This is a genomic window from Plantactinospora sp. A48 (genome assembly GCF_055793945.1).
This window is the reverse complement of the sequence record NZ_JBTIXF010000046.1, coordinates 1-23642: the sequence shown is the minus strand read 5'-3', so window position 1 is coordinate 23642 and position 23642 is coordinate 1. Positions and strand designations below refer to the sequence as shown.

The following is a 23642-nucleotide window of genomic DNA, read 5'->3' as shown; positions in this document are numbered from 1 at the left end:
TCAGGTACCTGCCCTGTCGGCGCTGGTCGGCGGCGCGTCGCAGGACTCGGCACCGGCCGGCAGGGTTTCGGCCGCCGGCGTGTTGGCCGGCGGTGGGATGGTCGGCGGTGGGATGGTGCCGAGCCAGGCGGCGACCTCGGTCCGCTCCCGGCGGTACTCCGGGTCCCGGGGGTAGCCGCCGTGGCTGCGGATCGGTGGGTCCCGGACCTCACCATCGCGCGGGTGCAGCGCCTCCGGGTCCCGCAGGGTCCGCTCCCGGCCGGCGGCCGGCACCGGCCAGCCGAGCGGGTCGGTGGGTCGCCAGAAGTTGGTCCAGGCCGCCCGTCCGCCCGGCGGGGTCAGCGCCGTCGCCACCGCCGGTAGCCGGTCGGGCCCGAAGTACGCCGGGAACACCCGGCCGTAGAGCTTGCTGAGCTGGCAGCCGTAGGAGAAGAACCAGATCCGGCGGCGCCAGCGTACGGGGGTCTGCAGGATCACCGCGGCGGCGATCACGGCACCCTGACTGTGTCCGGACAGGATCACCGCGTCGACCCGGCGGGGGTCGTCCACCGGGAGCGCCATCAGGCCGATGGCCCGGGTCTGTAGTTGCGGCACGGCCCGTTCCGCGTAGCTGGGCGGGGCGAGCGGGTGCGCCGCCCGGGGCCAGAAGGTGCCGATGTCCCAGACCACCCCGACCGCCCGGCGCACCGTGTCGTTGCGGTAGACCAGCAGCCCCAGGGCGGAGACGAGCACCGGCAGCAACCCGGCCAGGGACGCGCCACCGTCGACGGCGGCGCGGACCAGCATCGCCCAGCCGGCGGGACTGACCGCCACCGGCCGCAGCCCGGCCAGCGCGGCGGCGGTGGCCAGCGCGGCGAGGATCCCGGCCAGCGCGGTGAACTGGCCGACGAGCCGCAGCGCGCGGTCGCCGACCAGCCGGTGCAGGGCGCGGAACGCCGCGACGTCCCGGACCCGTCGCCGCTCGTGGGCCGACAGCGGGGGTCCGGTGGTCACCAGATCGACGAGGATGCGCCGGCGGAGCAGCAGGAACTCCACCCACATCCGGAACATGGTGCCGAGCAGCGCCAGCACGGCGATCAGGAACGCCGGACCGGCCCAGGCCACCGGGACCGGGATGAGGACCTGGGCCACCGAGCCACCCCGGTTGAGCCGGGCGGTGGTCCAGTACAACGCGCCGGCGCTGTACGAGGAACCGAGCAACCAGCCGAGGCCGGCCAGCACGGCCGGCGCGCAGCCACCCCAGGCCATCCGGTCGTACCGCCCGGCGCCCGGCGGTGCCGGGGGTCGGCGGGGGAGCAGCAGCGTCCCGGCGGCGGTTCCGGCGAAGATCCCGACCAGCGCCACCCACGCGGGCAGCCAGCCGGGTGCCGGTGGTACGCCCGGCAGCCGGCCGGTGAACCAGCCGATGGCGCCGAGCAGGGCGGCCGCACCGGTGAGCGGCCCGGCGAGGGCGCGCCGCCCGGTCCGGGACACCCCGCCGATGGCGATCAGCAGCAGCACCTGGGCGCTGGCCAGGCCGCAGAGCAGCCCGTCGAAGCCGGGCAGGGAACGGTCCGGCCCGCAGCCGGCCGGGCGGGGAACGGCGAGGCAGTCGGTCGAGGTCCGGAACTGGCTGAGCGGCCCGGCCGGTCCGTCCGGCAGCAGCAGCACGACGATGGCGCCCACCACGCCGGCCAGGGTCAGGCAGATCAGGCCGGTGGCGTACCAACCGAGCGGGGCCTGACCGGCGCGGCGGGCGACGTGCGGATGCCCGAGCGCCCCGGCGGCCAGCGTCACGGTGCCCACCAGCGCGACCGCCGCCGCCCAGGCCAGCGCCGCGCGGACGCCGGTCGGCGGGCCGACCGAGAGCACGGCTGCAAGCGGTACGACGGTGGCCACGGCCACGCCGGTGACCAGGTGCAGCGCGGCGAGCCGGCGGACCTGGCCCTCGCCGCACCAGAACGTCGGGTGTCGCAGCGGGTTGTCCGGCGGCTCGTCGTCGATCGGTCCCGCCGACCCGGCGGGCAGGTCCGCCTCGTACTGGTAGGTCCGCCAGGTGAGCAACCCGACGAGCATGAGCAGCGCGTACGGCAGCAGCAGGCCCACCGCCAGGGGTCGGGCCGAATGGCTCCACCAGCCGTTGGCGAGGAACTCCCAGGAGCCCGGCAGTTGGCCGAGGCAGCGCGCGTCGACGCACTGCCAACCGATCAGGTCCACGCCGACCCCGGTCGCGGCGAGCACCAGGGTGGCGGTGAGGCTGAGGCAGAACAGCCGGATGAGCCAGGCGTCGATGCCGCTGCGGCTGTTCCAGCGTTCCTCCAGCGGATCGGCCGGCACCTCGGGCCGGGCGTGCAGGGCGACGTTGGCGAGGGTGAACGGCAGCAGCAGGGTCCACAGGCCGCGCTCGACGTCCTTGGCGGTGCGGGCCCCGGAGGTGAGCTGGCCCCAGCTGTACGCCTCGACGTCGACCGCCTCGTGCGGATCGGGACGGGCCGGGCGGTAGAAACCGGTCGTCGCGTCCCCGGCCACCAGCCGCGGCGGCTGGGGGCAGTCGGTGTCCTCGGCGTCGTTGACGCCGAGGATTTCCGCCGGCGGAGTGTTGGACACTCCGTGGACGCGCAGTTCGAGGATTCGCCCGCGCACCTCATCCCCCCGGAGAGTAATCGCTTCATTACTCAGAGTGCGCGTACAGGAGTTCGAGCGGATCGTCCGTTCGGTTGGGATATGGGCACCCGAAAGGGGGAGTCCGTGCTGGTGATTCGGGCGGTTCGGCTGGGTCGGCCCAGGCGCCGGACGCCTCGCGCGTCAGTCGTTGGCGTGCAGCGCCGAGTTCAGTTCGATGCCCCGACCCGTGCGCGGCTTCGCCTCCAGCGTGCCGGTGACCGAGTTGCGCCAGAACAGCAGCCCGTTGACGCCGGACAGCTCACGCGCCTTGACCACCCGCCCGTCGGGCAGGGTGATCTTCGAGCCGGCCGTGACGTAACAACCCGCCTCGACCACGCAGTCGTCGCCGAGCGAGATGCCGATGCCGGCGTTCGCGCCCACCAGGCTGCGCTCGCCGATCCGGACCTTCTCGGTGCCACCCCCGGACAGGGTGCCCATGATCGACGCGCCGGCGCCGACGTCCGAGCCGTCCCCGACCACCACGCCCTGGACGATCCTGCCCTCGACCATGGACGTCCCGAGCGTGCCGGCGTTGAAGTTGCAGAAGCCCTCGTGCATCACCGTCGTACCGGGGGCCAGGTGGGCGCCCAGCCGGACCCGGTCCGCGTCGGCGATCCGTACCCCGCCCGGCACCACGTAGTCGGTCATCCGGGGAAACTTGTCCACCCCGTACACCGCGAGGTGGCGACCGGCCGCGCGCTCGATCACCCGCAGCTCGTCGACCCGGTCCGGCGGGCACGGCCCGGCGGAGGTCCAGGCCACGTTCGGCAGCGCCCCGAAGATGCCGTCGAGGTTGAGCTCGTTCGGCCGCACCAGGCGGTGGGAGAGCAGGTGCAGTCGCAGGTACGCGTCGGCCGTGTCCTTGATCGGGTCGGCCAGCGAACCGATCTCGGTCACCACCTCGACCGTACGCAGTCCGGGCAGGGCCCGGTCGCCGACCGCCGACGGCGGCAGGTCGAGCGCGTCCCCGGAGTCCTCCCCGGACACCAGGGGCAGCGGGCCGAGACCGAGCTTGCCGGTCGGGTACCAGGTGTCCAGCACCTGGTCGCCCGGTGCCACGGTGGCCAGGCCGATGCCCCAGGCCGGCTGCGCAGAAGTCACGGCGGTTGCCCTCTCCTAGTCGGTGCCCTCGGGCCGCGTCACTCTCGGGCCGCGGCGCCCTCGGGCGTCTCACCCCGGGTCGTCCTGCCCCTGGGCCGTTGCCCGCGCCGGTGCGGGCGGGTACCCGCGACCGGGTGGACCACTCGCCGGACCCGTCATGACGGTACCGTGCCGGACATGGTGAACCCGCTGACCCCTGAGGTCCTGGCCGACCCGGTCGCGCTGACCCGTGCCCTCGTCGACATCGAGTCCGTCTCCCTCAACGAGAAGGAGCTCGCCGACCACGTCGAGGAGGTCCTTCGCCTCGTACCGCACCTGAGCGTGGAGCGCCTGGGCAACACCGTGATGGCGCGGACCGATCTGGGCCGCGACCAGCGCGTGGTGCTCGCCGGGCACCTGGACACCGTGCCGATCAACAACAACTTTCCGTCGACCCTGCGCGACGACCTGATGTACGGCTGCGGCACCTCCGACATGAAGTCGGGAGTGGCCTACGCGCTGCACCTGGCGGTCACCCTGGCCGACCCGCGCTACGACATCACGTACTTCTTCTACGAGGCGGAGGAGATCGAGTCCCGGTACAACGGGCTGTACCTCGTCTCGCAGGCGCACCCCGACTGGCTGACCGCCGACTTCGCGGTGCTGCTGGAACCCACGTACGGCGTGGTCGAGGCGGGCTGTCAGGGCACCATGCGGACCATCGTGAGCACGACCGGCCGGCGGGCGCACTCGGCCCGGTCCTGGCACGGCGTGAACGCCATCCACGCCGCCGCCGAGGTGCTGAACCGGCTGACCGCGTACCAGCCTCGCACGGTGGCCATCGACGGCTGCACCTACCGGGAGGGGATGAACGCCGTACGGATCACCGGCGGTGTCGCCGGGAACGTCGTGCCGGACCGCTGCGAGATCGAGGTGAACTTCCGCTTCGCCCCGGACCGGTCCCCGGAGCAGGCCGAGGCGCACATCCGGGAGGTGTTCGACGGCTTCGAGCTGGTGGTGACCGACGTGGCACCCGGCGCGCTGCCCGGGCTGACCGCCGAGCCGGCGCTGGAGTTCCTGGCCGCCGTCGGTGAAGCCCCGGTGGGCAAACTGGGTTGGACCGACGTGGCCCGCTTCGCCGCGATGGGCATCCCGGCGCTGAACTTCGGACCCGGTGACCCGAACCTCGCCCACCACCCGGATGAGCACGTCGAGATCACCAAGCTGCGGGACGGCGCCGCCACCCTGCACCGCTGGTTGGGCCGCTGAAAGTGCCGGCCCGCTCGGGGTGATCCCGGGCGGGCCGTACGGCCGAATGGTGGCGGACCGGCGGTGTCAGCCGCCGATCAGCGATTCCTCGTCACGGTTGGCCCGCTGGTCCAGGCCGGCCCCGGCCGTCGGATCGCCGCCGTCGTCGAGCGTGCCACCGTCGTACCGGGCCAACCGGCGTTCCGCCACGACCGCCCGGATCCGCTGGTGCATCTCCCGGCGGTAGCGAAGCTTCTCCCGGTTCGTCATCACGGTTGTTCCCTCCCCCCGCGCGGCGTCCGAACCCCCCCGGTGTCGGACCGCCGTGCAAACCAGTATCCGCAGGCTATGACGTTCCTGCGACATAATTGGTTGAGTCGGAGCCGGATGTTTCCGTCGGGAAGTTCACAGAAGGCCGAACTTTCCGCCAAGCTTGGCGGGCACATCACCTTATTCCGCTCCATAACGCGCATATCAACCAATGCGTTCGGTACTCGTTCGATCACCGCGAGTGCGTCGGACGGGTCGCCGGCGGCACCGGGGTCGGGCTTCGGGTGGCGCCGGGAACAGGGGTTCCGGTGACGCGCCGAGGCGGGTGTCGACGGGGTTCCGCAGCGGGGTTCCGAGGACGCGGGATGAGCCGCAACGCCGGGCACCCGGCGGGCGCCGGACACCGGCACTACGGTTTATCGCATGACACACGGTGAGGACGGTGCCCGGGAGCCGACCGAGGAACGGCATCGGGGTGCCGTCACGCTACGGCGGAACGCGATCCCGGCGAGTACGGCGGACCAACGGTTGCTCGACTCCCGGTCGCGGGCCGACTGGCAGACCAGGGACGCCTGGCGGGCCCTGCGAATCCTCTCCGAGTTCGTCGAGGGCTTCGACACGCTGGCCGACCTGCCCCAGGCGGTCAGCGTGTTCGGATCGGCCCGCAGCAAGCCGGGCAGCCACGAGTGCCGCCTCGCCGAGGAACTGGGCGGGGAGTTGGCCCGGGCCGGATACGCCGTCATCACCGGCGGCGGCCCGGGGGTGATGGAGGCGGCCAACCGGGGAGTCAGCGAGGCCGGTGGGCTGTCCGTCGGGCTCGGCATCGAGCTGCCGTTCGAACAGGGCCTCAACGACTGGGTCGACCTGGCCATCGACTTCCGGTACTTCTTCGCCCGCAAGACGATGTTCGTGAAGTACGCCCAGGCGTTCGTCGTGCTGCCGGGCGGGTTCGGCACGATGGACGAACTGTTCGAAGCGTTGACCCTGGTGCAGACCGGCAAGGTCACCCGGTTCCCGGTGGTGCTGATGGGCGAGGCGTACTGGGGGGGTCTGCTCGACTGGCTCCGCGACACGATGGCCGCGAACGGCATGATCGGACCGGCCGACCTCGAGCTGCTGTGTGTCACCGACAGTGTCTCGGCGGCCGTGGCGCATATCGTTGACGCGGACGCGGCGCTCGCCGCCGAGCAGCGGGCCCGGGAGAACGAGGCGGTCGCCCGCACCGGGGCCGATCAGCGCGCGGCGGCCGGTCACCGGCCGACCGCCCACCGGAAGGAGCCGTGATCCGATGGCCGCCATCTGCGTCTTCTGCGCCTCGTCCCGGACCCTTGAGCAGTCCTGGCTGGACCTTGCCACCGAGACCGGCCGGGAGCTGGTCCGGCGGGGGCACACGCTGGTCTCCGGCGGTGGCTGCGTCGGCATGATGGGAGCGGTGGCCGACGGCGTACGGGCCGGCGGTGGCCACACCCTCGGGGTGATCCCTCAGCTGCTGGTGGATCGCGAGGTCGCCGACGTACACGCCGATGAGCTGGTGGTCACCGTGGACATGCTCGCGCGGAAGAATGTCATGATCGAGAAGTCGGACGCCTTCCTGACCCTGCCCGGCGGTCTGGGCACCCTCGACGAACTGTTCGAGGTGTGGACCACCGCGACCCTGGGACTGCACCGCAAGCCGGTCGTGCTGCTCGACATCGACGGCTTCTACACCGGCCTGGTCGACTGGCTGGCCGGGCTGGCCGGCACCCGTTTCGTCTCCAGGGACGCGGCCGACCGGCTGGTGGTCGCCGACTCGGTTCCGGCCGCGCTGGACGCGATCGAGGAACGGCTCGGCCAGCCCGGCGTGCCGAGTTGAGCGGGGGCCCTTCCTATACGAAAAGCGATAACAGGGGGCCCTTCCTTTCGACGGGGGGCCTCGGTGCGGGCGGGCGTCGTACCGGCGTGATCTGATTGTCGGCGTGCAGGCGTACCGGCTGGTCCGCCGGCGGGCCGACGCCGCGCCGGTGCGGTTCGACGACCCCGCACACGCCGGCGTCGTGGCGCACACCGACGGTCCGCTGCTGGTGGTCGGTGGGCCGGGCACCGGTAAGACGAGTGTGCTCGTCGAGTCCGTCGCGGCCCGGGTGGCCGAGGGGGTCGACCCGGGCCGGATCCTGGTGCTGACCTTCGGCCGGCGGATGGCGGTGGACCTGCGGCAGCGGGTCGAGCGCCGGATCGCCGGCGCCGGCCGGCGGGTGGTCGCCGAGCCGATGGTGCGGACGTTCCCCGGGTACGCCTTCGGCCTGCTGCGCCGGGCCGCGGCCGAACGCGGCGAGCCGTCCCCCCGGCTGCTCACCGGACCCGAGCAGGATCTGGTGATCCGGGAGCTGCTGGACTCGGTCGGCGACGACGACGCGGATCCGGTGGGCTGGCCCGCCGGGCTGCGTCCGGCGCTGCGTACCCGGGCCTTCGCCGAGCAGTTGCGGGACCTGCTGATGCGGGCCGCGGAGCGGGGGATCGGCCCCGACGAGCTGGCCCGGATCGGTCGGGCGGTGGACCGGGCGGACTGGCCCGCGGCGGCCCGCTTCCTCCGGGAGTACGTCTCGGTGTTGGCGCTGCGGGACGCCACGACCCGGGGTTCGGTCGCGTACGACCCGGCCGAGCTGGTCCGGGCGGCGGCGGGGTTGTTCGCCGACGAGCCGGAGCTGCTGGCCGCCGAGCGTCACCGGCTCAGTCACGTGTACGTGGACGAGTTCGCCGACACCGACCCGGCGCAGCGGGACCTGCTGGCGCTGGTGGCCGGTGGCGGCAAGAACCTCGTCGTGTTCGCCGATCCGGACTCCTCGACGTACGCCTTCCGGGGCGCCGACCCGAGCGGGGTGCCCACCTTTCCGCACCGGTTCCGCACCTCGTCGGGTGCGGTGGCCGGGACCGTGCTGCTGGGCACCTCCTATCGGGCCGGTCCGGTGCTGCTGGCCGGGTTGCACCGGGTGAGCCGCCGGTTGCGCGGCCCGGTGGCGCACCGTGACCTGCGGGCGGTGCCCGCCGCCGAGCCGGGCGAGGTGCAGGTCCGCACGTTCCGCTCGGCGACCAGCGAGTCGGCCTATCTGGCCCACGCGCTGCGCCGGGCACACCTGGTCGACGGGGTGCCGTGGTCCCGGATGGCGGTGCTGGTCCGGTCCACCACCCTGCAACTGCCCTCGGTGCAGCGCGCGTTGCACACCGCCGGCATCCCGACGGTGGTACACGGCGAGGACCTCCCGGTGCATCTGCAACCGGCGGTGGCGCCGCTGCTGCTGTTGCTGCGCTGCGCGCTGGAGCCGGACCGGCTCGACGAGGAGGCCGCGGTCACCCTGCTGCACTCCCCGTTGGGCGGTGCCGACCCGCTGGCCGAGCGGCGGCTGCGGCAGGGGCTGCGGGCGCTCGCGCTGGCGGCCGGCGATCGGCGGCCTTCGGGGGATCTGCTGGTGGCCGCGCTGCGGGATCCGGCCGAGCTGGCCGCCGTGGACCGGCGCTGGGCGGCGCCCGCGAAGGCCGTGGCCGGGCTGATCGAGACGGCCCGCGCGACGGCCGGCCGTCCGGGTGCCACGGCCGAGGATGTGCTCTGGGCGGTGTGGCAGGGCAGCGGGCTGGCCGATCGCTGGTTTTCCGCCACCCTGCGGGGGCGGGCCGCGGCCGGTGACGTCGAGGCCGGGGTCCGGTGGCGGGCTGAGGCCGCCGACCGGGACCTGGACGCGGTGATGGTGCTCTTCGACGCCGCCGCGCGGTTCGTCGACCGGCTGCCGGGCGCGCGTACCGAGGTCTTCCTGGACCACGTGCTCGGCCAGGACCTGCCGGCCGACACGCTCGCGCCGACGGCGGACCGGGGCGAGGCGGTACGCCTGCTCACCGCGCACGCGGCCAAGGGCCTGGAGTGGGACGTGGTGGCCGTGGTCGGCGTCCAGGAGGGCATCTGGCCGGACCTGCGGCTGCGGGGCAGCCTGCTCGGTTCGGAACGCCTGGTCGATCTGCTCGCGGGTCGGGCGCAGGGCGCGGGGACCACGGCGACCCTGGTGGGGCAGACCTCGGCACTGTTGGACGAGGAGCGTCGGCTGTTCCACGTGGCGGTGAGCCGCGCCCGGCGCCGGCTGCTGGTCAGCGCCGTGTCGTCGGCGTCGGTGGGCGGGACCGACCACGAGGAGCAGCCCAGCCGGTTCCTCTACGAGCTGGGCGGCGCCGAACCCGGCGATGAGCCCGACGATGAGCCCGGCACCGAGCCCGGCGATGCGGCCGGCCCGGCCGGTGGTCCCGGCCCCGACGGCGCTCCGGGGCCGACCGGCGGTGGCCCTGGTCCGGCCGGGGGTCCCGGCCCCGACGGTGCGCCGGGGTCGAACGGCGGTGCCGGCCGGGACGGCGTACCGGAGCAGACCGGTGGGCCCGACCGGAGTCCGGCGGTGCCACCCGGGTCGACCGGGCCGGCGGGCGGGGCCGAGCTGCCGGCGGGCCGCCTGCCGCGGGCTCTCACCCTGGCGGCGCTGGTGGCGGAGCTGCGTACCGCGGTCACCGATCCGGCCGCCGCGCTCGAACGCCGCCGGGCCGCCGCCGCCGAGTTGGCCCGGCTGGCCGCGGCCGGTGTGCCGGGCGCGCACCCGGACGAGTGGTGGGGGCTGCGCGCCCTCTCCGACGATCGGCCGCTGGTCGACGAGGGCGAGCCGGTCCGGGTCAGCCCTTCGGCGATGGAGAGCGCGCAGCGGTGCAGCCTGCGCTGGTTGCTGGAGCGGCACGGCGGTCGGGCGCCGGCCAGCCCGGCGCAGGGGATCGGCAACCTGGTACACGCCGCGGCGATGCTGGCCGAGGACGCGACGGTGGACCGGGAACGGCTCATCGACTACGTGGCGGCCCGGTTCGACGCCATCGAGCTGGCGGCGCGGTGGATGGTGGGGCCGGAGCGCGCCCGGGCCGAGGAGATGGTGGACAAGCTGCTGCGTTGGCTGGCCGACAACCCGCGCCGGCTGCTGGCCATCGAGCAGGAGTTCGCGGTCCGGCTGGACGACCCGGTCCGGCCGATCGAGCTGACCGGTCGGGTCGACCGGCTGGAGGTGGACGACCAGGGCCGGCTCGTCGTGGTGGACCTCAAGACCGGTCGTACCACCGCGGTCGCCGCCGCCGAGCTGACCGACCATCCGCAGCTCGCCGGTTACCAGGCCGCGGTCGAGGCGGGGGCGTTCGCCGAGTACGGCGACAGCTCGGGCGGAGCGGCCCTGCTACAGCTCGGCACGACCGCCAAGGAGGCCAGGGAACAGAACCAGCCCACCGAGGGCGAGCCGGGTTGGGCGCGGGCGATGGTGCGGCGCACCGCCGAGACGATGGCCGCGTCGACCTTCGCGGCCGTCGCGAACTCGCGATGCCGGGTCTGCCCGGTGCGGGACGCCTGCCCGATCTCCGGCCAGGGCCGCCAGGTGGTCGAGCCACCCGCCGAGCCGTCCGGGACCGCCGGGTCGCCGTCGGACCCGCAGGGGTGAGCCGGTGACCCAGCCCTCCCTCTTCGCCGGTACGCCGTCCCAGCGAACGGCCGATGCCGGCCCCCGGTACACGCCGATCGAGCTGGCCCGGCTGCTCCGGCTGCCGGCACCGACCCTGGAACAGGCGGCCATCGTCGCCGCCCCGGTGGAACCGATGCTGGTGGTGGCCGGCGCCGGCTCGGGCAAGACCGAGACGATGGCCGCGCGGGTGGTCTGGCTGGTCGCCAACGGGTACGCCCGGCCCGAGCAGATCCTCGGGCTCACGTTCACCCGCAAGGCCGCCGGCGAGCTGGGTCACCGGGTGCGTACCCGGCTCGGCCAACTCGTCCGGCGGCTCGGCCGGGACCCGCGGGACCAGCACGGCGACCTGCTCAGCGGTGAGCCGACGGTGGCCACCTACCACTCGTACGCCGCCCGGGTGGTCACCGAGCACGGCTTGCGGGCCGGGTACGAACCGGCCGCCCGGCTGCTCACCGAGGCGGCCCGCTGGCAGGTGGTGGACTGGCTGGTACGCACCTACGACGGTGACATGACGGGCGTGGACCGGGCGCCGGCGACGATCACCGACGCGGTGCTGGCCCTCGCGTCCGAACTGGCCGAGCACCTGATCGAGCCGGGAGACCTGGCGGCCTGGACCGGCCGGTTCTTCGCCGACGTGCAGTCCCGGCCCGGCCGGGTGTACGCGGACGTCCGCAAGGCCCTCACGGTGCAGCAGATCCGGCTCAAGCTGCTGCCCCTGGTCCGAGCCTTCCAGCAGCGCAAGGACACTTTCGAGGCGATGGACTTCGGCGACCAGCTGTTCCGGGCCGCCCGGGTGGCCCGGGACCATCCGGAGGTCGGCGCGATCGAGCGGGAGCGCTACCGGGTGGTGCTGCTGGACGAGTACCAGGACACCAGCCACGCCCAGGTGGTGCTGCTGCGATCACTGTTCGGCGGCGGGCATCCGGTGACCGCGGTGGGCGACCCGTGCCAGTCCATCTACGGCTGGCGGGGGGCCAGCGCCGGCACCCTGGACCGGTTCCCGACCGAGTTCGCCCGCGCCGGCGGGCGCCCGGCCCGGGTGTTGACCCTCAGCACGAGCTGGCGGAACCGACCCGAGATCCTCCGGGTGGCCAACGCCATGTCCGCGCCGCTGCGTAGCGCGGGTGCCGAGGTCGCCGAGCTGGCCGCCGCGTACAGCGTGGCGGAGCCGATCCCCGGTCGGACCGCCCGGGGCGCCCCGGCCAGCACCGTCGGCTGCGCGCTGCTGACCACGTACGCCGACGAGGCCGCGTGGATCGCCGACAGCGTGCTGGCGGCCTGGCGCGGTGCGGCGCGCAGCACCGCGCCACCCGAGCAGATCCCGGTGGACCGGCGACCCACCACGGCCGTGCTGGTCCGGCTGCGCAGCCAGATCCCCGCCATCGAGGCCGCGCTGCGCTCGCGCGGGTTGCCCGTCGAGGTGATGGGTCTGGGCGGCCTGCTGGACACCCCCGAGGTACGGGACGTGGTCTGCACGCTTCGGGTGCTGGCCGACCCGACGGACGGCGCGGCGTTGCTGCGACTACTCACCGGCGCCCGCTGGCGGATCGGCCCACGTGATCTGGTGGCACTGCACCGCAGGGCCCGGGCGATCGCCACCGCCCGCCGGGAACTCCCCCGCCTAACCGCCGGGGCGCAGCCGGAGCCGGGGTTTGGCGGAGGTGAGCACCGGCCCCGTAATCCCGCCGGGGCGCAGCCGGAGCCGGGGTTTGGCGGAGGTGAGCACCGGCCCCGTAATCCCGCCGGGGCGCAGCCGGAGCCGGGGTCTGGCGGAGGTGAGCACCGGCCTGATTCTCCCGCCGAGGACGAGGCCGGCGCCGTGGATCCGGAGATCGTCACCGACAGCCTGGACGAGGCGACGCTGGTGGAGGCGCTGGCCGACCTCGGGCCGGCGCAGCTCTACTCGGCCGAGGGTTACGCGCGACTGCGTGCGTACGGGCGGGAGCTGGCGCTGTTACGGCACCGGCTGGACCAGTCGCTGCCGGACCTGATCGCGGACATCGAGCGCACCACGGGGCTGGATGTCGAGGTGGCGGTCCGGGCCGGCCTGGGTGGTTCGGGCGGCGACGCGGGCCTGGCCCGGGGTCATCTGGACGCGCTGGGCGACGTGGCCGCGCGGTTCACCCGGGACTCGGCCGGGGCGCCGCTGTCGGCGTTCCTGGCTTTCCTGTCCGCCGCGCAGGACGAGGAGCGGGGCCTGGCGCCCGGCGAGGTGGAGGTGGTGGAGGGCGCCGTTCAGGTGCTCACCGCGCACGCCGCGAAGGGCCTGGAGTGGGACGTGGTCGCCGTGGCCGGCCTCAGCCGCGGGGTGTGGCCGGGTGTGGTCCGCGGCTCCGACCACTACCTGTACGGGCTGGGTGTGCTGCCCTTCCCGCTGCGCGGCGACGCGGCCGGGCTGCCCGAGTTCGCGCTGGCCGACGCCGATGATCAGAAAGGGGTGGCCGGCGCGTTGAGCCGGTTCACCGAGCAGTGGCGGGCGCATGACGAGCGGGAGGAACGTCGCCTCGGGTACGTGGCCGTCACCCGGCCGCGCCGGTTGCTGCTCTGCTCCGGGCACTGGTGGGGGGACGGCACCAAGCGACCGCGCGGGCCGTCCAGATTCCTCACCGAGATCCGGGACCTCTGCCTCGCCGGCGGCGGAACTGTCGACGAGTGGGCGCCTGAGCCATCGCCGGAGGCGGCCAATCCGACGACCCAGATCGTGCCCCGGGCGGACTGGCCGGCGGACCCACTGGGCGTACGGCGCCCGGTGGTGGCCGAGGGGGCCGCGCTGGTCCGGCAGTTCCTCACCGCCGGTTCCGCCGAACCGGCGGATCCCGGGCCGGGGATGCCCGACGTGGTGCCGGACCCGGTACCGGCCGACCCCGTGGCCGCCGACGCCGAGCGCTGGCGACGGGAGGCGGACCTGCTGCTGGCCGAACGGGCCCGGCTGGCCACCCGGGCGGGCCCGGTGGACGTACCGCTGCCCGAACATCTCACCGTGTCCCAGCTGGTGACCCTGCACCGCGACCCGCAGGAACTGGCCCGGACGCTGCGCCGGCCGCTGCCCGCGCGCCCCGATCCGTACGCCCGCCGGGGCACGGCGTTCCACGGCTGGCTGGAACAGCGCTTCGGCGCGGTGCGGCTGCTGGACATCGACGAGCTGCCTGGCTCGGCGGACGAGGACGCGGCGCCCGACGACGAGCTGCTGGTGTTGCAGGAGCGGTTCCTGGCCAGTGAGTGGGCGGACCGGACCCCGATCGAGGTGGAGGTGCCGTTCGCGACGGTGGTCGCCGGGGTGGTGGTGCGCGGCCGGATGGACGCGGTCTTCTCCGCGCCCGGTGGCCGGTTCGAGGTGGTCGACTGGAAGACCGGCCGGCAACCCACCGGGGCGGCCGCCCGGGCCGCGGCGGTGCAGCTGGCCGCGTACCGGCTGGCCTGGGCCGAACTGGCCGGCGTGGCGGTGGATGAGGTCCGGGCCGCCTTCCACTACGTGCGGGACGGGGTGACCGTCCGCCCGGCCGATCTGCTGGACGCGGAGGGGCTGGCCCGGCTGGTCGCCGGCCTGCCGGCGCTCGGATCCCGGTGATGATCGACACGGCGCGGTGGCCGGTGCGACATGCTATGGTCGGAGGCGTTGCAGTTTTGGTTCCCAGAGGTCGGTACGAGCTTTTGTTGATTCCCTTCAAGGCCCGGTGCCGGTTTCCGCAGACTCTGTGTGCGCCTGGTGCGATCGTGGCCCAGGCGCCATTTGTTGTGTCCGGCGTTTCCGGGCGGGTTACCAACGCGACGACGGTCCGCGTGCATCGGCCGCGGACGGGCTCGCCGGCCCACATCGGGCCGGTGGTTGGCGTCAAGGAGACGTAGGAATGGCGATCGGCACTGTCAAGTGGTTCAACGCTGACAAGGGCTTCGGCTTCATCACCCCGGACGACGGCGGCGCTGACGTCTTCGCCCACTTCTCGGCGATCCAGAGCTCCGGCTACCGGAGCCTGGACGAGAACCAGCGGGTGGAGTTCGAGGTCACCCAGGGCCAGAAGGGCCCGCAGGCGGCCAACATCCGCCCGGTGTGACATCTGCGGACCGGTCCGGTATCCCCGATCGGGGTGCCGGGCCGGTTCGTGTAGTGCCCCGCCCTCCGCCACGACGATCGCGGCGGAGGCTGGCGTAGATCTTGGACGTGAACCGCCCAGCGGGCGGTTCACGTCCAAGATTCATTTCCGGACCGGTTCGCGCCGGGCTAGTGGCTGGATTCGATCAGTCGCAGCAGCGCCTCGCCGTACGCCTGCTCGACATTTCCGGCGGACACCTCCACCTGCCCCGAGGGCAGCGTGAGCAGCACCCGGTAACCGTCGACGGACCGGTCGAGGCGCTGGAAGGTGCCCCCGAGCAACTCACGTAGCTGGTCCTCGCGCGGCAGCCACAGCGCCTCGTCCTGCTCGATGTCGTCCAGGGCCCACTCGGTGGTGCCGTTGAACCCGAGCACCGGGCCCTCGGGCAGGTGATGCACCTCGATCGTCATCTGACTCAGCACGAAGGTCTCGTCGTCCAGGCCGCGATCCGGGATGGCGAACCGGTCACCGGGTACCGGCCGCCAGACCAGGCCCGCGGCGCGCAGCCGACCGGCCAACTCGACGGTAATCACGTTCCCCATCGTGCCCGCTGGGCCGATGGTCGGCATTCGCGAGTTTTCTTCCGACATTCGGCCGGTTGCGTCCGATGGGCGACTGCCCAGGGCGGCCGGTTCCGGAATCCTGGCATCGGGGATGTCCGGCGCGGGGGCCGGGCCGGACCGCTGGAGGCGGCGATGGGCGTGCGGCGCGGCGCGGAAGCGCGCCGGGAGATCGCCATGGTGTTGCTGTTGGCCCTGGTGGGCGTGACCCTGGCCGGCGTGGCCGCCTTCATGCCCTGGTACGAGCGACCGCACGCCGTCGTGGTCGACCTGCACTCGCCGGGTTCGCCGGACGGACCGGGCCTGTCCGCGCGACGGGCGGGCTGAGGGGGCGCGGACCACTCGCCGATGGTGTTCACTGGTCACGATGGCCGCCGTCCCACCCTTCGGCTCCGCACCCGCTCCGGACCCTGCGGAATCCGCCACGCCAGGCCCAGATCCCGCCCGGCGTGGCGCACCGGAGGGTGCCGGTTGGCCGGCTGGCCCGGCGACCGGTCCGGATTGGCCCGCCGGCCCGGTGACCGGCGCGGGCCGGCGCGGTGCGCCCGTCGGCGCCGGTTGGCCGGCCGGTCCGGTGACCGGCGCGGGCCGGCGTAACCAACCTGGTCCGCCCGGCGGCGTCGAAGCGCAGGGTCCACCCGGCGGCCGCGCCGGGACCACGGGTCCACCCGGTGGCAGCGGACCATCGGGCCGGTACGACAGCACGGGACCGCCGGGACCGGCGGCCGGTCGCCGTACCCTGTGGTGGTTCGCCGGCGCGGCCGGCACCATCCTGCTGGTCGGGCTGATCCTGATCCTTGTCCGGACCGCGTCCGGTCCGCTGCCAGGGTTGCCCCACCGGGCGGCCGCCGACAACCGTCCGCCGCTGGTCCGGGCCTGCCCGGGGCCCACGGTCGTCGTGCCGGACCGCCCGTCGGGGCCCGCTCAACCGGCACCGGCGCCCACCGGGCCACGCACGGTGGACCGGGAGGCCGGCATCTCCTACGCGGCGTTCCCGGCGCCCTGGGAGCCGTGGCGCACGGTGTGGCGGGCCGGAACGCTGCGGGTGGCGTACCGGGTGGGTCAGCACTTCGTGACCGAGCCCGCGTACGACGGCAGCAGCGACTACCACGCCTCGATCCTGTCCGGGTCGGTGCCGGCGGCCGACAACGACGCCCTGGCGCTCGACCTGGAGTGCGTGGGGCGGCAGGTGGCGGCGGATGTCCGGTCCGGCTACTACCCGCAGCCCAACACCGCTGAGGTGCTGCGGGACGAGCGCACCGACCTGGGCGGGCTGCCCGCCTGGGTGACGGTCTTCCGGCTGCACTTCAGCACGCCGGGGCTGCGGGCCCACGACGAGCTGGCCGCGGTGGCCTGCATCGACGTCGGTCGCCCGACGGCCGCCATCCTGTACGTCTCGATCCCCGGCACCCACCGCCAGTACGACTGGGTGGTGGACGCCGCGCTCGCCTCGGTCCGCCCAGCCTGACCGCCGGAAAGGAAGGGCCCCCTGTTATCGCTTTTCGTATCGGAAGGGCCCCCTGCTGACAGGTGCAGCGAGAGGGCCCTTCCTGGACATGTGCTCGCCGATCGGGTCAGCCCGCCGGTCGAGTCAGCCCGCCGGTCGAGTCAGTCCGCCGGCCGGGTCAGGGTGCCGACGGGGTCAGCCGTTGGCCTGGTCGAGTACGCCCCAACGGCGCCGGATGGCCCGGTCGGCGGCGGAGAAGGCGCTGTCCACCAGCAGACCCAGCACCAGGATGACGATCATGATGGCGATCACCCGGACGGCGTCGTTGAACTCCCGGGCGTACTGGAGTTGGACGCCGATCGAGGTCTTGTCGGCGATCACCACCAGCAGTTCGCCGGCCATCAGGCTGCGCCAGGCGAACGCCCAGCCCTGCTTGAGCCCGGCCACGATGGCCGGCAGCGCGGCCGGCGCGATGATGTACCGGTAGAGACCGATGCCCCGCGCCCCCAGGTTGCGACCGGCGCGGACCAGCAGCGGCGGCACGTAGTCGACGCCGTGGATGACGCCGTTCGCGACCGACGGCGCGGCACCGAGCACCACGACGAAGAAGATCGCCTGCTCGCTGAGCTGGAACAGCACGATCGCCAGCGGGAACCAGGCGATCGACGGCATCGTCTGCAACGCGGTGATCATCGAGCCGAGCGCGGCGCGGAGGATCCGTACCCGGGCCACCGCCAGCCCGAGCAGCAGCCCGACCGCCACCGCGACGCCGAACCCGATGGCGGCCCGGCGGCCCGTGTTGGCCAGGCCCTCCCACAGCGCGGCGGTGGTCAGGTAGCGCCCGAGGTCACCGAAGACGGCGACCGGGCCGGGGAGCACCCAGGGGTCCTTCCAGCCGGTCCAGACGACCACCTGCCAGAGGCCCACGGCCAGGGCCAGGGCGGCCAGCTTCGGCCAGAACGACGACCAGATCCGGCCGGCGCGGCTGGGCCCGCTGTCCTGGCCGGCGATCTCCAGGGCGTCCAGCCCGGTGAGTACGCCGGCGTCGCGGGTCAGGGTGTCACCGGCCATGCCGACCGACCTCCGTCCTCAGTCGCCGGGTGACGTCCGCCGCGATTGCGGCGATCTCCGGCGAGTCGATCCGGCGGGGTCGCGGGACGGCGACCTCCGTGCTGTGGATGATCCGGCCGGGTCGGCTGGACAGCAGCACGATCCGGTCGGCGAGCCGGGCCGCCTCCCGGACGTTGTGCGTGACGAACAGGACGGTCAGCCGTCGCTGCGACCAGATCCGCTCCAGCTCGTCGTGCAGCAGGTCCCGGGTCATCGCGTCGAGCGCGCCGAACGGCTCGTCCATCAGCAGCACCGGGGTGTCCAGGGCCAGGGTGCGGGCCAGCGCCACCCGCTGGCGCATCCCGCCGGACAGCTCGTGCGGGCGGCGCCGGGCGAACTCGCCGAGGTGGACGGTGTCGAGCAGTTCGGCGACCTTGTCCCGGCGTTCCGACCGGGACAGCCCACGCAGCTTCAACGGCAGGTCGACGTTCGCGGCCACGGTCAGCCACGGAAACAGCGCCGACTCCTGGAACATCAGGCCCGGCGTGGCGGCCCGGCCCGCGTCGGCGGCGGCGGCGACCGTGATCCGGCCGGCGCTCGGCGAGTCGAGCCCGGCGATCAGGTTCAGCAGCGTGCTCTTCCCACAACCGGAGGCGCCCACCAGGCAGACGAACTCGCCGGGACGTACGGTCAGGGACAGCTGGTCCAGGGCCAGCACGGCGTGCTCGCCCCGGCCGTACACCTTGGTCACGCCGTCGAGCGCGAGCGCGGTGGTCGCGCTCGACGGCGCCGTCGTGGTGGCGGTCACGGCAGCGGTACCCCGGACTTGCCCTGCGCGACGAGCACCTCGTTGAGCGGCCCCAGGTCGTACAGGCCCTTGAGGTCGACCGGTTGGGTGAGGCCGATCGCGACGGCGTGGTCCAGTCCGGTCTTGAGCGAGCTGGCGATCGGGTCGTTCAGGAACGACAGGGTCGGCCAGGCCTGCTTGATGAGCTTGACGTCGAGCGGCTTGCCGGTCACCTTGCCGATGTGCGCGGCGATGGCCGCCTGGGCCTCGTCGGGCTTGGAGTTGACCAGCTCGTTCGCCGCCACCTGGCCCTCCAGCAACTTCTTGACCGCTTCCGGGTGGGCCTTGAGGAACTTCGTGCTGACGATCAGGTTGGTGATGACGAACTTGCCGTCCGGCCACAGGTCGCGCTCGTCCACCAGCACCTTGCCGCCGTCGTTGACCAGTCGGGAGACGTACGGTTCGGGCACCCAGGCGCCGTCGATGGCGCCGCTGTGGAAGGTGTCGACGGTCTGCGGGTTCTCCTGCGGAAGGATCTTGACGTCGCCGCCGCCCTCCTTGGTGGTGGTCAGGCCCTTCTCCTTGAGCCAGTACCGCACCGCGACATCCTGGGTGTTACCGAGCTGCGGCGTGGCGATCTTCTTGCCCCGCAGGTCGGCGGGGGAGTTGATACCCGGCTTGACCACCAGGGCAACCCCACCGGAGGCGGCGCCCGAGATGACCCGGATGGCCTCTCCGTGCGACTTCGCGAAGGCGTTGATCGTGGGGTTGGGGCCCACGTACGTGGCGTCCAACGCCCCGGAGAAGACCGCCTCGACCGCCGCCGGGCCGGCGTTGAAGGTCTTGGTCTCCAGCTTGACGTCGCTGCCGAGCTTGTCGGCGAAGATCCCCTTTTCCACGCCCACGATGGCGGGGGCGTGGGTGATGTTGGGGAAGTAGCCCAGGCGCAGGGTCACCGGGCCGGACCCGCCGCCCTTGGCGTCGTTCCCGTCGCCGCAGGCGGCCACGCCGCCCAGCGCGGCAGTGGTCAGCACGAGCGTCGCCAGCGTTGCCCACCGGCGGTACGGAAGACGTGTCATCGCCGTCCCATCTAAATGTCGACTAACTTGATAGGGATAGTGATTCAACTCGGGGGATTCGTCAACCACCCGGGTCGCCGCCGGGGCTGATCCGCCCGTTCGTCCGAGGCGCCGCCGGGCGTCCGGTGGCCCGCGGCGGGGCGTCCGGGTGGCTGGGCGTGCCGGGTCACCACCGGTCCCGCCTCGCGCCGCGACACGCTAGGGTCGGACCGTGACGGCGCGGAGATCGGCGATTCCAGCCACGACATATCCGGTGGAACGGTTCACCCTCGACAACGGCCTCCGGGTGGTGCTCACCCCCGACCGGAGCGCACCGGTGGTAGGGGTGGCGGTTGTCTACGACGTGGGCATCCGGTCCGAACCCGAGGGGAGGACCGGCTTCGCGCACCTCTTCGAACACCTGATGTTCCAGGGTTCGGAGAACCTGGAGAAGCTGGCCCACTTTCGGCACATCCAGGGCGCGGGCGGCACGTTCAACGGCTCCACCCACCTGGACTACACCGACTACTTCGAGACGCTGCCGTCGAACGCCCTGGAACGTGCGCTGTTCCTGGAGGCGGACCGGATGCGCGGTCCCCGGCTGACCGAGGAGAACCTCCGCAACCAGGTCGACGTGGTCAAGGAGGAGATCCGGGTCAACGTGCTGAACCGGCCGTACGGCGGGTTCCCCTGGCTCAAGCTGCCACCGGTCATGTTCGACACGTTTCCCAACGCGCACGACGGGTACGGCTCGTTCACGGACCTGGAGAGCGCCACCGTGGCCGACGCGGCGGACTTCTTCGCCCGCTACTACGCCTGCGGCAACGCCGTGTTGGCGATCTCCGGTGACCTCGACGTGGCGGAAGCGACCGCACTGGTCGAGCGGCACTTCGGTGACGTGCCGGCCCGGCCCGCGCCGGAGCGTCCCGACTTCACCGAGCCGGACCTGACGAGCGAGCGTCGCGAGACGTACACCGACCCGTTGGCGCCGCTGCCGGCGGTCGCGAGCGCCTGGCGGGTGCCCGACCCGGTCACCGACTTCGCCGGTTACCTGCCGTACGTCGTGCTGGCCGAGGTGCTGACCGACGGTGAGGCGTCCCGGCTGGTCCGGCGGCTCGTGCAGCGCGACCGTCTCGCCACCTCGGTGGGCGGCTACCTGGGCTTCATGGGCGACCCCTTCGACGTCCGCGATCCCACGGCGCTGCTGTTGCAGGCCCACCTGCCACCGGGCGGTTCGGTCGACAAGACCCTGCGCACGGTCGACGAGGAACTGGACCGGCTGGCCGCCGACGGGTTGGCCGAGGGCGAGCTGGAGCGGACCCAGGCACGGATGGCCACCCACCTGCTCCGGGAGACCGACGCGGTGCTCGGCCGGGCCCTGACGATGGCCGTGCTGGAACAGCAGCGGGCCGACCCGGGCCTGCTCAACGAGCTGCCCCGGCGGATCGGCGAGGTGACCGCGGAGCAGGTCCAGGCCGCCGCCGCCACCCTCCGGCCCGAGCGCCGGGCCTCGATCGACGTCGTCGCCGGAGGTGCCAAGTGACCACCCGTACGCTGCCCCCGCTCGGTCCCAACCGTCGGCTCACGCTGCCGGACCAGGCCGAGCGGACCCTCGGCAACGGACTCACCGTGCTCGCCGTCCACCGCCCCGCCGTACCGCTGGTGGAGATGCGGTTGTGGGTGCCGTTCGGCGGTGCCCACCTGGCCCGGTCCGCGCTGCTGGCCCAGACGCTGCTGTCCGGCACGGCCGACCTGTCGAACGTGGACATCGCCGCCGAGTTGCAGACGGTCGGCGGTGGCCTGTCCGCCGGTGTCGACCCGGACCGGCTGATGGTCTCCGGGAACGGGCTGGTCAGCGGCCTCGACCGGATCCTCGACCTGCTCGCCCAGGTGCTGTCCGGCGCCTCCTACCCGGCCGACGAGGTGGCCACCGAGCGGGACCGGCTGATCGACCACATCCAGGTGGCCGGCAGCCAGCCCGCGCACCTGGCCCGGGTGGCGCTGCTGAAGCGGATGTACGGCGGTCACCCGTACGCGGTGCAGACACCCGACGCCGGCGAGGTCAAGGTGGTCGATCCGGACGACCTGCGCGGCCTGCACACCGACCGGGTGCAGCCGGCCGGCGCGGTGCTGGTGCTGGTCGGCGACGTGGCCCCACAGCGGGCGCTGGACGCGGCGGAACAGGCACTCGGCGGCTGGTCCGGGGCCGGCGAGCCGGTCGAGCTGCCCCCGACCCCGCCCCTGGAACCCGGCCCGGTCCTGGTGGTGGACCGGCCCGGCTCGGTGCAGTCGTCGCTGCGGATCGCGCTGCCGGCCGTACCGCGGACCCATCCCGACCACGCCGCGCTGCAACTGGCCAATCTGATCTTCGGGGGCTACTTCTCGTCCCGGTGGGTGGAGAACATCCGCGAGGACAAGGGCTACACGTACGGTCCACACTCGATGGTCGAGCACTCGGTCGCCGGGTCGGCCCTGGTCGTCTCGGCGGAGGTCGCCACCGAGGTCACCGCGCCGGCGCTGCTGGAGACCAGCTACGAACTCGGTCGGCTGGCCGCGCTGCCGGCCCAGCCCGAGGAACTGGAGCAGGCCCGGCAGTACCTGCTCGGCACCCTTCAGTTGGGCGTCTCCACCCAGGCCGGTCTGGCCGGGCTGGCCAGCGCGTACGCCGGAGCCGGGCTGCGGCTGCCGTACCTGGCCGAATACGCCGAGCGGGTGGCCGGAGCGACCCGGGAGGAGGTCGCCGCGGCGGCCGCCCGGTACCTGGCCCCGGCCCGAGCCGTGACGGTGATCCTCGGCGACGCGGAGCGGATCGCCGAGCCGGTGTCCGCGCTGGCCGACGTCCGGACGGAAGAGGTGCCGTCGTGACCGGGCCGGTGGTGGTGCCGCCGCTGGCGCGGGCGGCGATGGACCGCGCCGGGCATCGGCGCTCCGACGCGGAGTGGTTGGCCGAGGCATGGAAGCGCGGCCGGGTACTGGTGGTGGACGTGGTCAACGGCGCCCGGGTCCTGGTCACCCGGGACGGTGACCGGCCCGTGCTGGCGCTGCTCGACGCCGAATCGGCGCCCGAGCACCAGCCGGCCGACCGGCTGTTCCTCGGGGTGGACCCGGACGGCACCCCGGTGTTCGCCCTGGACGCCCCGCTGCCGACGGTGTCCGGGACCGAGCGGGTCGATCTGCGGTCCGCCGGACACCTGCTGTCCGATCGGGACGCCGGCCTGCTCACCACGGCCGTCGCGCTGGCCAACTGGCATGCTCGGCACGCCTTCTCACCGCGTACCGGTCGACCCACCCTGCCCGGTGAGGGCGGCTGGTCCCGGGCCGAGGAGGACGGGTACCGGATGTGGCCCCGGACCGATCCCGCGATGATCGTCCTGGTTCACGACGGAGTGGCCGGGCCGGACGGCCGGTGCCTGCTGGCCCACAACGCCGGCTGGGCCGACCGGGACGGCAAGCGGCGCTACTCCTGCCTGGCCGGCTACGTCGAGCCGGGTGAGTCGGCCGAGGCGGCGGTGTTGCGCGAGGTCGACGAGGAGGTCGGCCTGGCGGTCTCGGGCACCTCGTACGTCGGCAGCCAGGCGTGGCCGTTCCCGGGCTCGCTCATGCTGGGCTTCTTCGCGGTGGCCGACCCGGAGGACCGGATCCGGACGGACCAGACCGAGATCGACCGGGCCCGGTGGTTCACCCGTGCCGAGGTCTCGACGTTGCTGACCGGCGGGTGGGCCGACGGCGCTGACGGACTCGGGGTGGTGCTGCCGCCGCCGTCGTCGATCGCGCTCTTCCTGATCGAGCGGTGGGTGGCCGGCTGAGGCTGACCATGGAAAATCCTGGCTCCGGAGGAGCAGGCTGCGCCTTGTGCTCGGGGGAGAAGTGACGCTCTCCCTCCTTTAAACCGCAATGTTCTGGGAGGGGG

18 protein-coding genes are annotated in these 23642 nt (G+C 73.5%); 11 read left to right on the top strand and 7 right to left on the bottom strand.

What is annotated here, in order from left to right; translation table 11 throughout:
- Both ACXN5W_RS21480 and dapD read right to left on the bottom strand, forming a co-directional pair.
- Positions 1-2622: a hypothetical protein gene (locus tag ACXN5W_RS21480; protein ID WP_473160137.1), complete on the bottom strand. Its 2622-nt coding sequence runs from the start codon at positions 2620-2622 to the stop codon at positions 1-3.
- Positions 2623-2784: 162 nt separating this feature from the next.
- Positions 2785-3744 (bottom strand): 2,3,4,5-tetrahydropyridine-2,6-dicarboxylate N-succinyltransferase, encoded by a 960-nt coding sequence (dapD, locus tag ACXN5W_RS21475; RefSeq protein WP_473160136.1) that lies wholly within the window; start codon positions 3742-3744, stop codon positions 2785-2787.
- Positions 3745-3921: 177 nt separating this feature from the next.
- Between dapD and dapE the strand changes: the two genes are divergently transcribed.
- Entirely contained in the window at positions 3922-4992 is a 1071-nt protein-coding gene (gene dapE, locus ACXN5W_RS21470; protein ID WP_473160135.1) for a succinyl-diaminopimelate desuccinylase, read from the top strand.
- A 66-nt stretch (positions 4993-5058) separates the two neighbouring features.
- On the opposite strand, the gene ACXN5W_RS21465 is transcribed toward dapE, so the two are convergent.
- Positions 5059-5241, bottom strand: coding sequence for a hypothetical protein (locus tag ACXN5W_RS21465; protein WP_473160134.1), 183 nt, complete (start codon positions 5239-5241; stop codon positions 5059-5061).
- 423 nt (positions 5242-5664) lie between these two features.
- Between ACXN5W_RS21465 and ACXN5W_RS21460 the strand changes: the two genes are divergently transcribed.
- The 5 genes from ACXN5W_RS21460 (at position 5665) to cspE (ending at position 14791) form a co-directional block, all read left to right on the top strand.
- Positions 5665-6525 carry an LOG family protein gene (locus tag ACXN5W_RS21460; RefSeq protein ID WP_473160133.1) on the top strand — a complete coding sequence of 287 codons (861 nt, stop codon included), beginning with the start codon at positions 5665-5667 and terminating at the stop codon, positions 6523-6525.
- A gap of 4 nt (positions 6526-6529) precedes the next feature.
- A complete protein-coding gene (locus ACXN5W_RS21455) occupies positions 6530-7093 on the top strand; it encodes an LOG family protein (RefSeq protein ID WP_473160132.1) in 564 nt (187 codons plus the stop codon).
- A 103-nt stretch (positions 7094-7196) separates the two neighbouring features.
- The gene (locus tag ACXN5W_RS21450) at positions 7197-10718 is read left to right on the top strand and encodes an ATP-dependent helicase (RefSeq protein WP_473160131.1); all 3522 of its coding nucleotides are present in this window, start codon (positions 7197-7199) and stop codon (positions 10716-10718) included.
- A gap of 4 nt (positions 10719-10722) precedes the next feature.
- A complete protein-coding gene (locus tag ACXN5W_RS21445) occupies positions 10723-14307 on the top strand; it encodes a UvrD-helicase domain-containing protein (RefSeq protein WP_473160130.1) in 3585 nt (1194 codons plus the stop codon).
- A gap of 280 nt (positions 14308-14587) precedes the next feature.
- Entirely contained in the window at positions 14588-14791 is a 204-nt protein-coding gene (gene cspE, locus ACXN5W_RS21440; RefSeq protein ID WP_473160129.1) for a transcription antiterminator/RNA stability regulator CspE, read from the top strand.
- A gap of 167 nt (positions 14792-14958) precedes the next feature.
- On the opposite strand, the gene ACXN5W_RS21435 is transcribed toward cspE, so the two are convergent.
- On the bottom strand, positions 14959-15363 hold the full coding sequence (locus tag ACXN5W_RS21435) for a pilus assembly protein CpaE (protein WP_473160128.1): 405 nt from the start codon (positions 15361-15363) through the stop codon (positions 14959-14961).
- 162 nt (positions 15364-15525) lie between these two features.
- On the opposite strand from ACXN5W_RS21435, the gene ACXN5W_RS21430 reads away from it, so the two are divergent.
- Both ACXN5W_RS21430 and ACXN5W_RS21425 read left to right on the top strand, forming a co-directional pair.
- Positions 15526-15717: a hypothetical protein gene (locus ACXN5W_RS21430; RefSeq protein ID WP_473160127.1), complete on the top strand. Its 192-nt coding sequence runs from the start codon at positions 15526-15528 to the stop codon at positions 15715-15717.
- A 190-nt stretch (positions 15718-15907) separates the two neighbouring features.
- Positions 15908-16858 (top strand): hypothetical protein, encoded by a 951-nt coding sequence (locus ACXN5W_RS21425; RefSeq protein ID WP_473160126.1) that lies wholly within the window; start codon positions 15908-15910, stop codon positions 16856-16858.
- A 174-nt stretch (positions 16859-17032) separates the two neighbouring features.
- Here the strand turns inward: ACXN5W_RS21425 and ACXN5W_RS21420 are convergent, their stop codons facing one another.
- The 3 genes from ACXN5W_RS21420 to ACXN5W_RS21410 are packed head-to-tail and all read right to left on the bottom strand — an operon-like array spanning position 17033 to position 19753.
- Positions 17033-17908, bottom strand: a complete 876-nt coding sequence (locus ACXN5W_RS21420; RefSeq protein ID WP_473160125.1) for an ABC transporter permease — start codon at positions 17906-17908, stop codon at positions 17033-17035.
- The gene (locus ACXN5W_RS21415) at positions 17898-18695 is read right to left on the bottom strand and encodes an ABC transporter ATP-binding protein (protein WP_473160124.1); all 798 of its coding nucleotides are present in this window, start codon (positions 18693-18695) and stop codon (positions 17898-17900) included. The genes ACXN5W_RS21420 and ACXN5W_RS21415 overlap by 11 nt, the downstream gene beginning before the upstream one ends.
- Positions 18692-19753 (bottom strand): ABC transporter substrate-binding protein, encoded by a 1062-nt coding sequence (locus ACXN5W_RS21410; protein ID WP_473160123.1) that lies wholly within the window; start codon positions 19751-19753, stop codon positions 18692-18694. The genes ACXN5W_RS21415 and ACXN5W_RS21410 overlap by 4 nt, the downstream gene beginning before the upstream one ends.
- A gap of 211 nt (positions 19754-19964) precedes the next feature.
- Between ACXN5W_RS21410 and ACXN5W_RS21405 the strand changes: the two genes are divergently transcribed.
- Genes ACXN5W_RS21405 through nudC form a run of 3 tightly spaced genes read left to right on the top strand, consistent with a single transcriptional unit; the run spans position 19965 to position 23538 of the window.
- Entirely contained in the window at positions 19965-21275 is a 1311-nt protein-coding gene (locus ACXN5W_RS21405; RefSeq protein WP_473160122.1) for a M16 family metallopeptidase, read from the top strand.
- Positions 21272-22597, top strand: a complete 1326-nt coding sequence (locus tag ACXN5W_RS21400; RefSeq protein ID WP_473160121.1) for a M16 family metallopeptidase — start codon at positions 21272-21274, stop codon at positions 22595-22597. The genes ACXN5W_RS21405 and ACXN5W_RS21400 overlap by 4 nt, the downstream gene beginning before the upstream one ends.
- Complete coding sequence (gene nudC / locus ACXN5W_RS21395) at positions 22594-23538, top strand: NAD(+) diphosphatase (protein WP_473160120.1); 945 nt, start codon at positions 22594-22596, stop codon at positions 23536-23538. The genes ACXN5W_RS21400 and nudC overlap by 4 nt, the downstream gene beginning before the upstream one ends.
- Positions 23539-23642 lie beyond the last annotated feature (104 nt).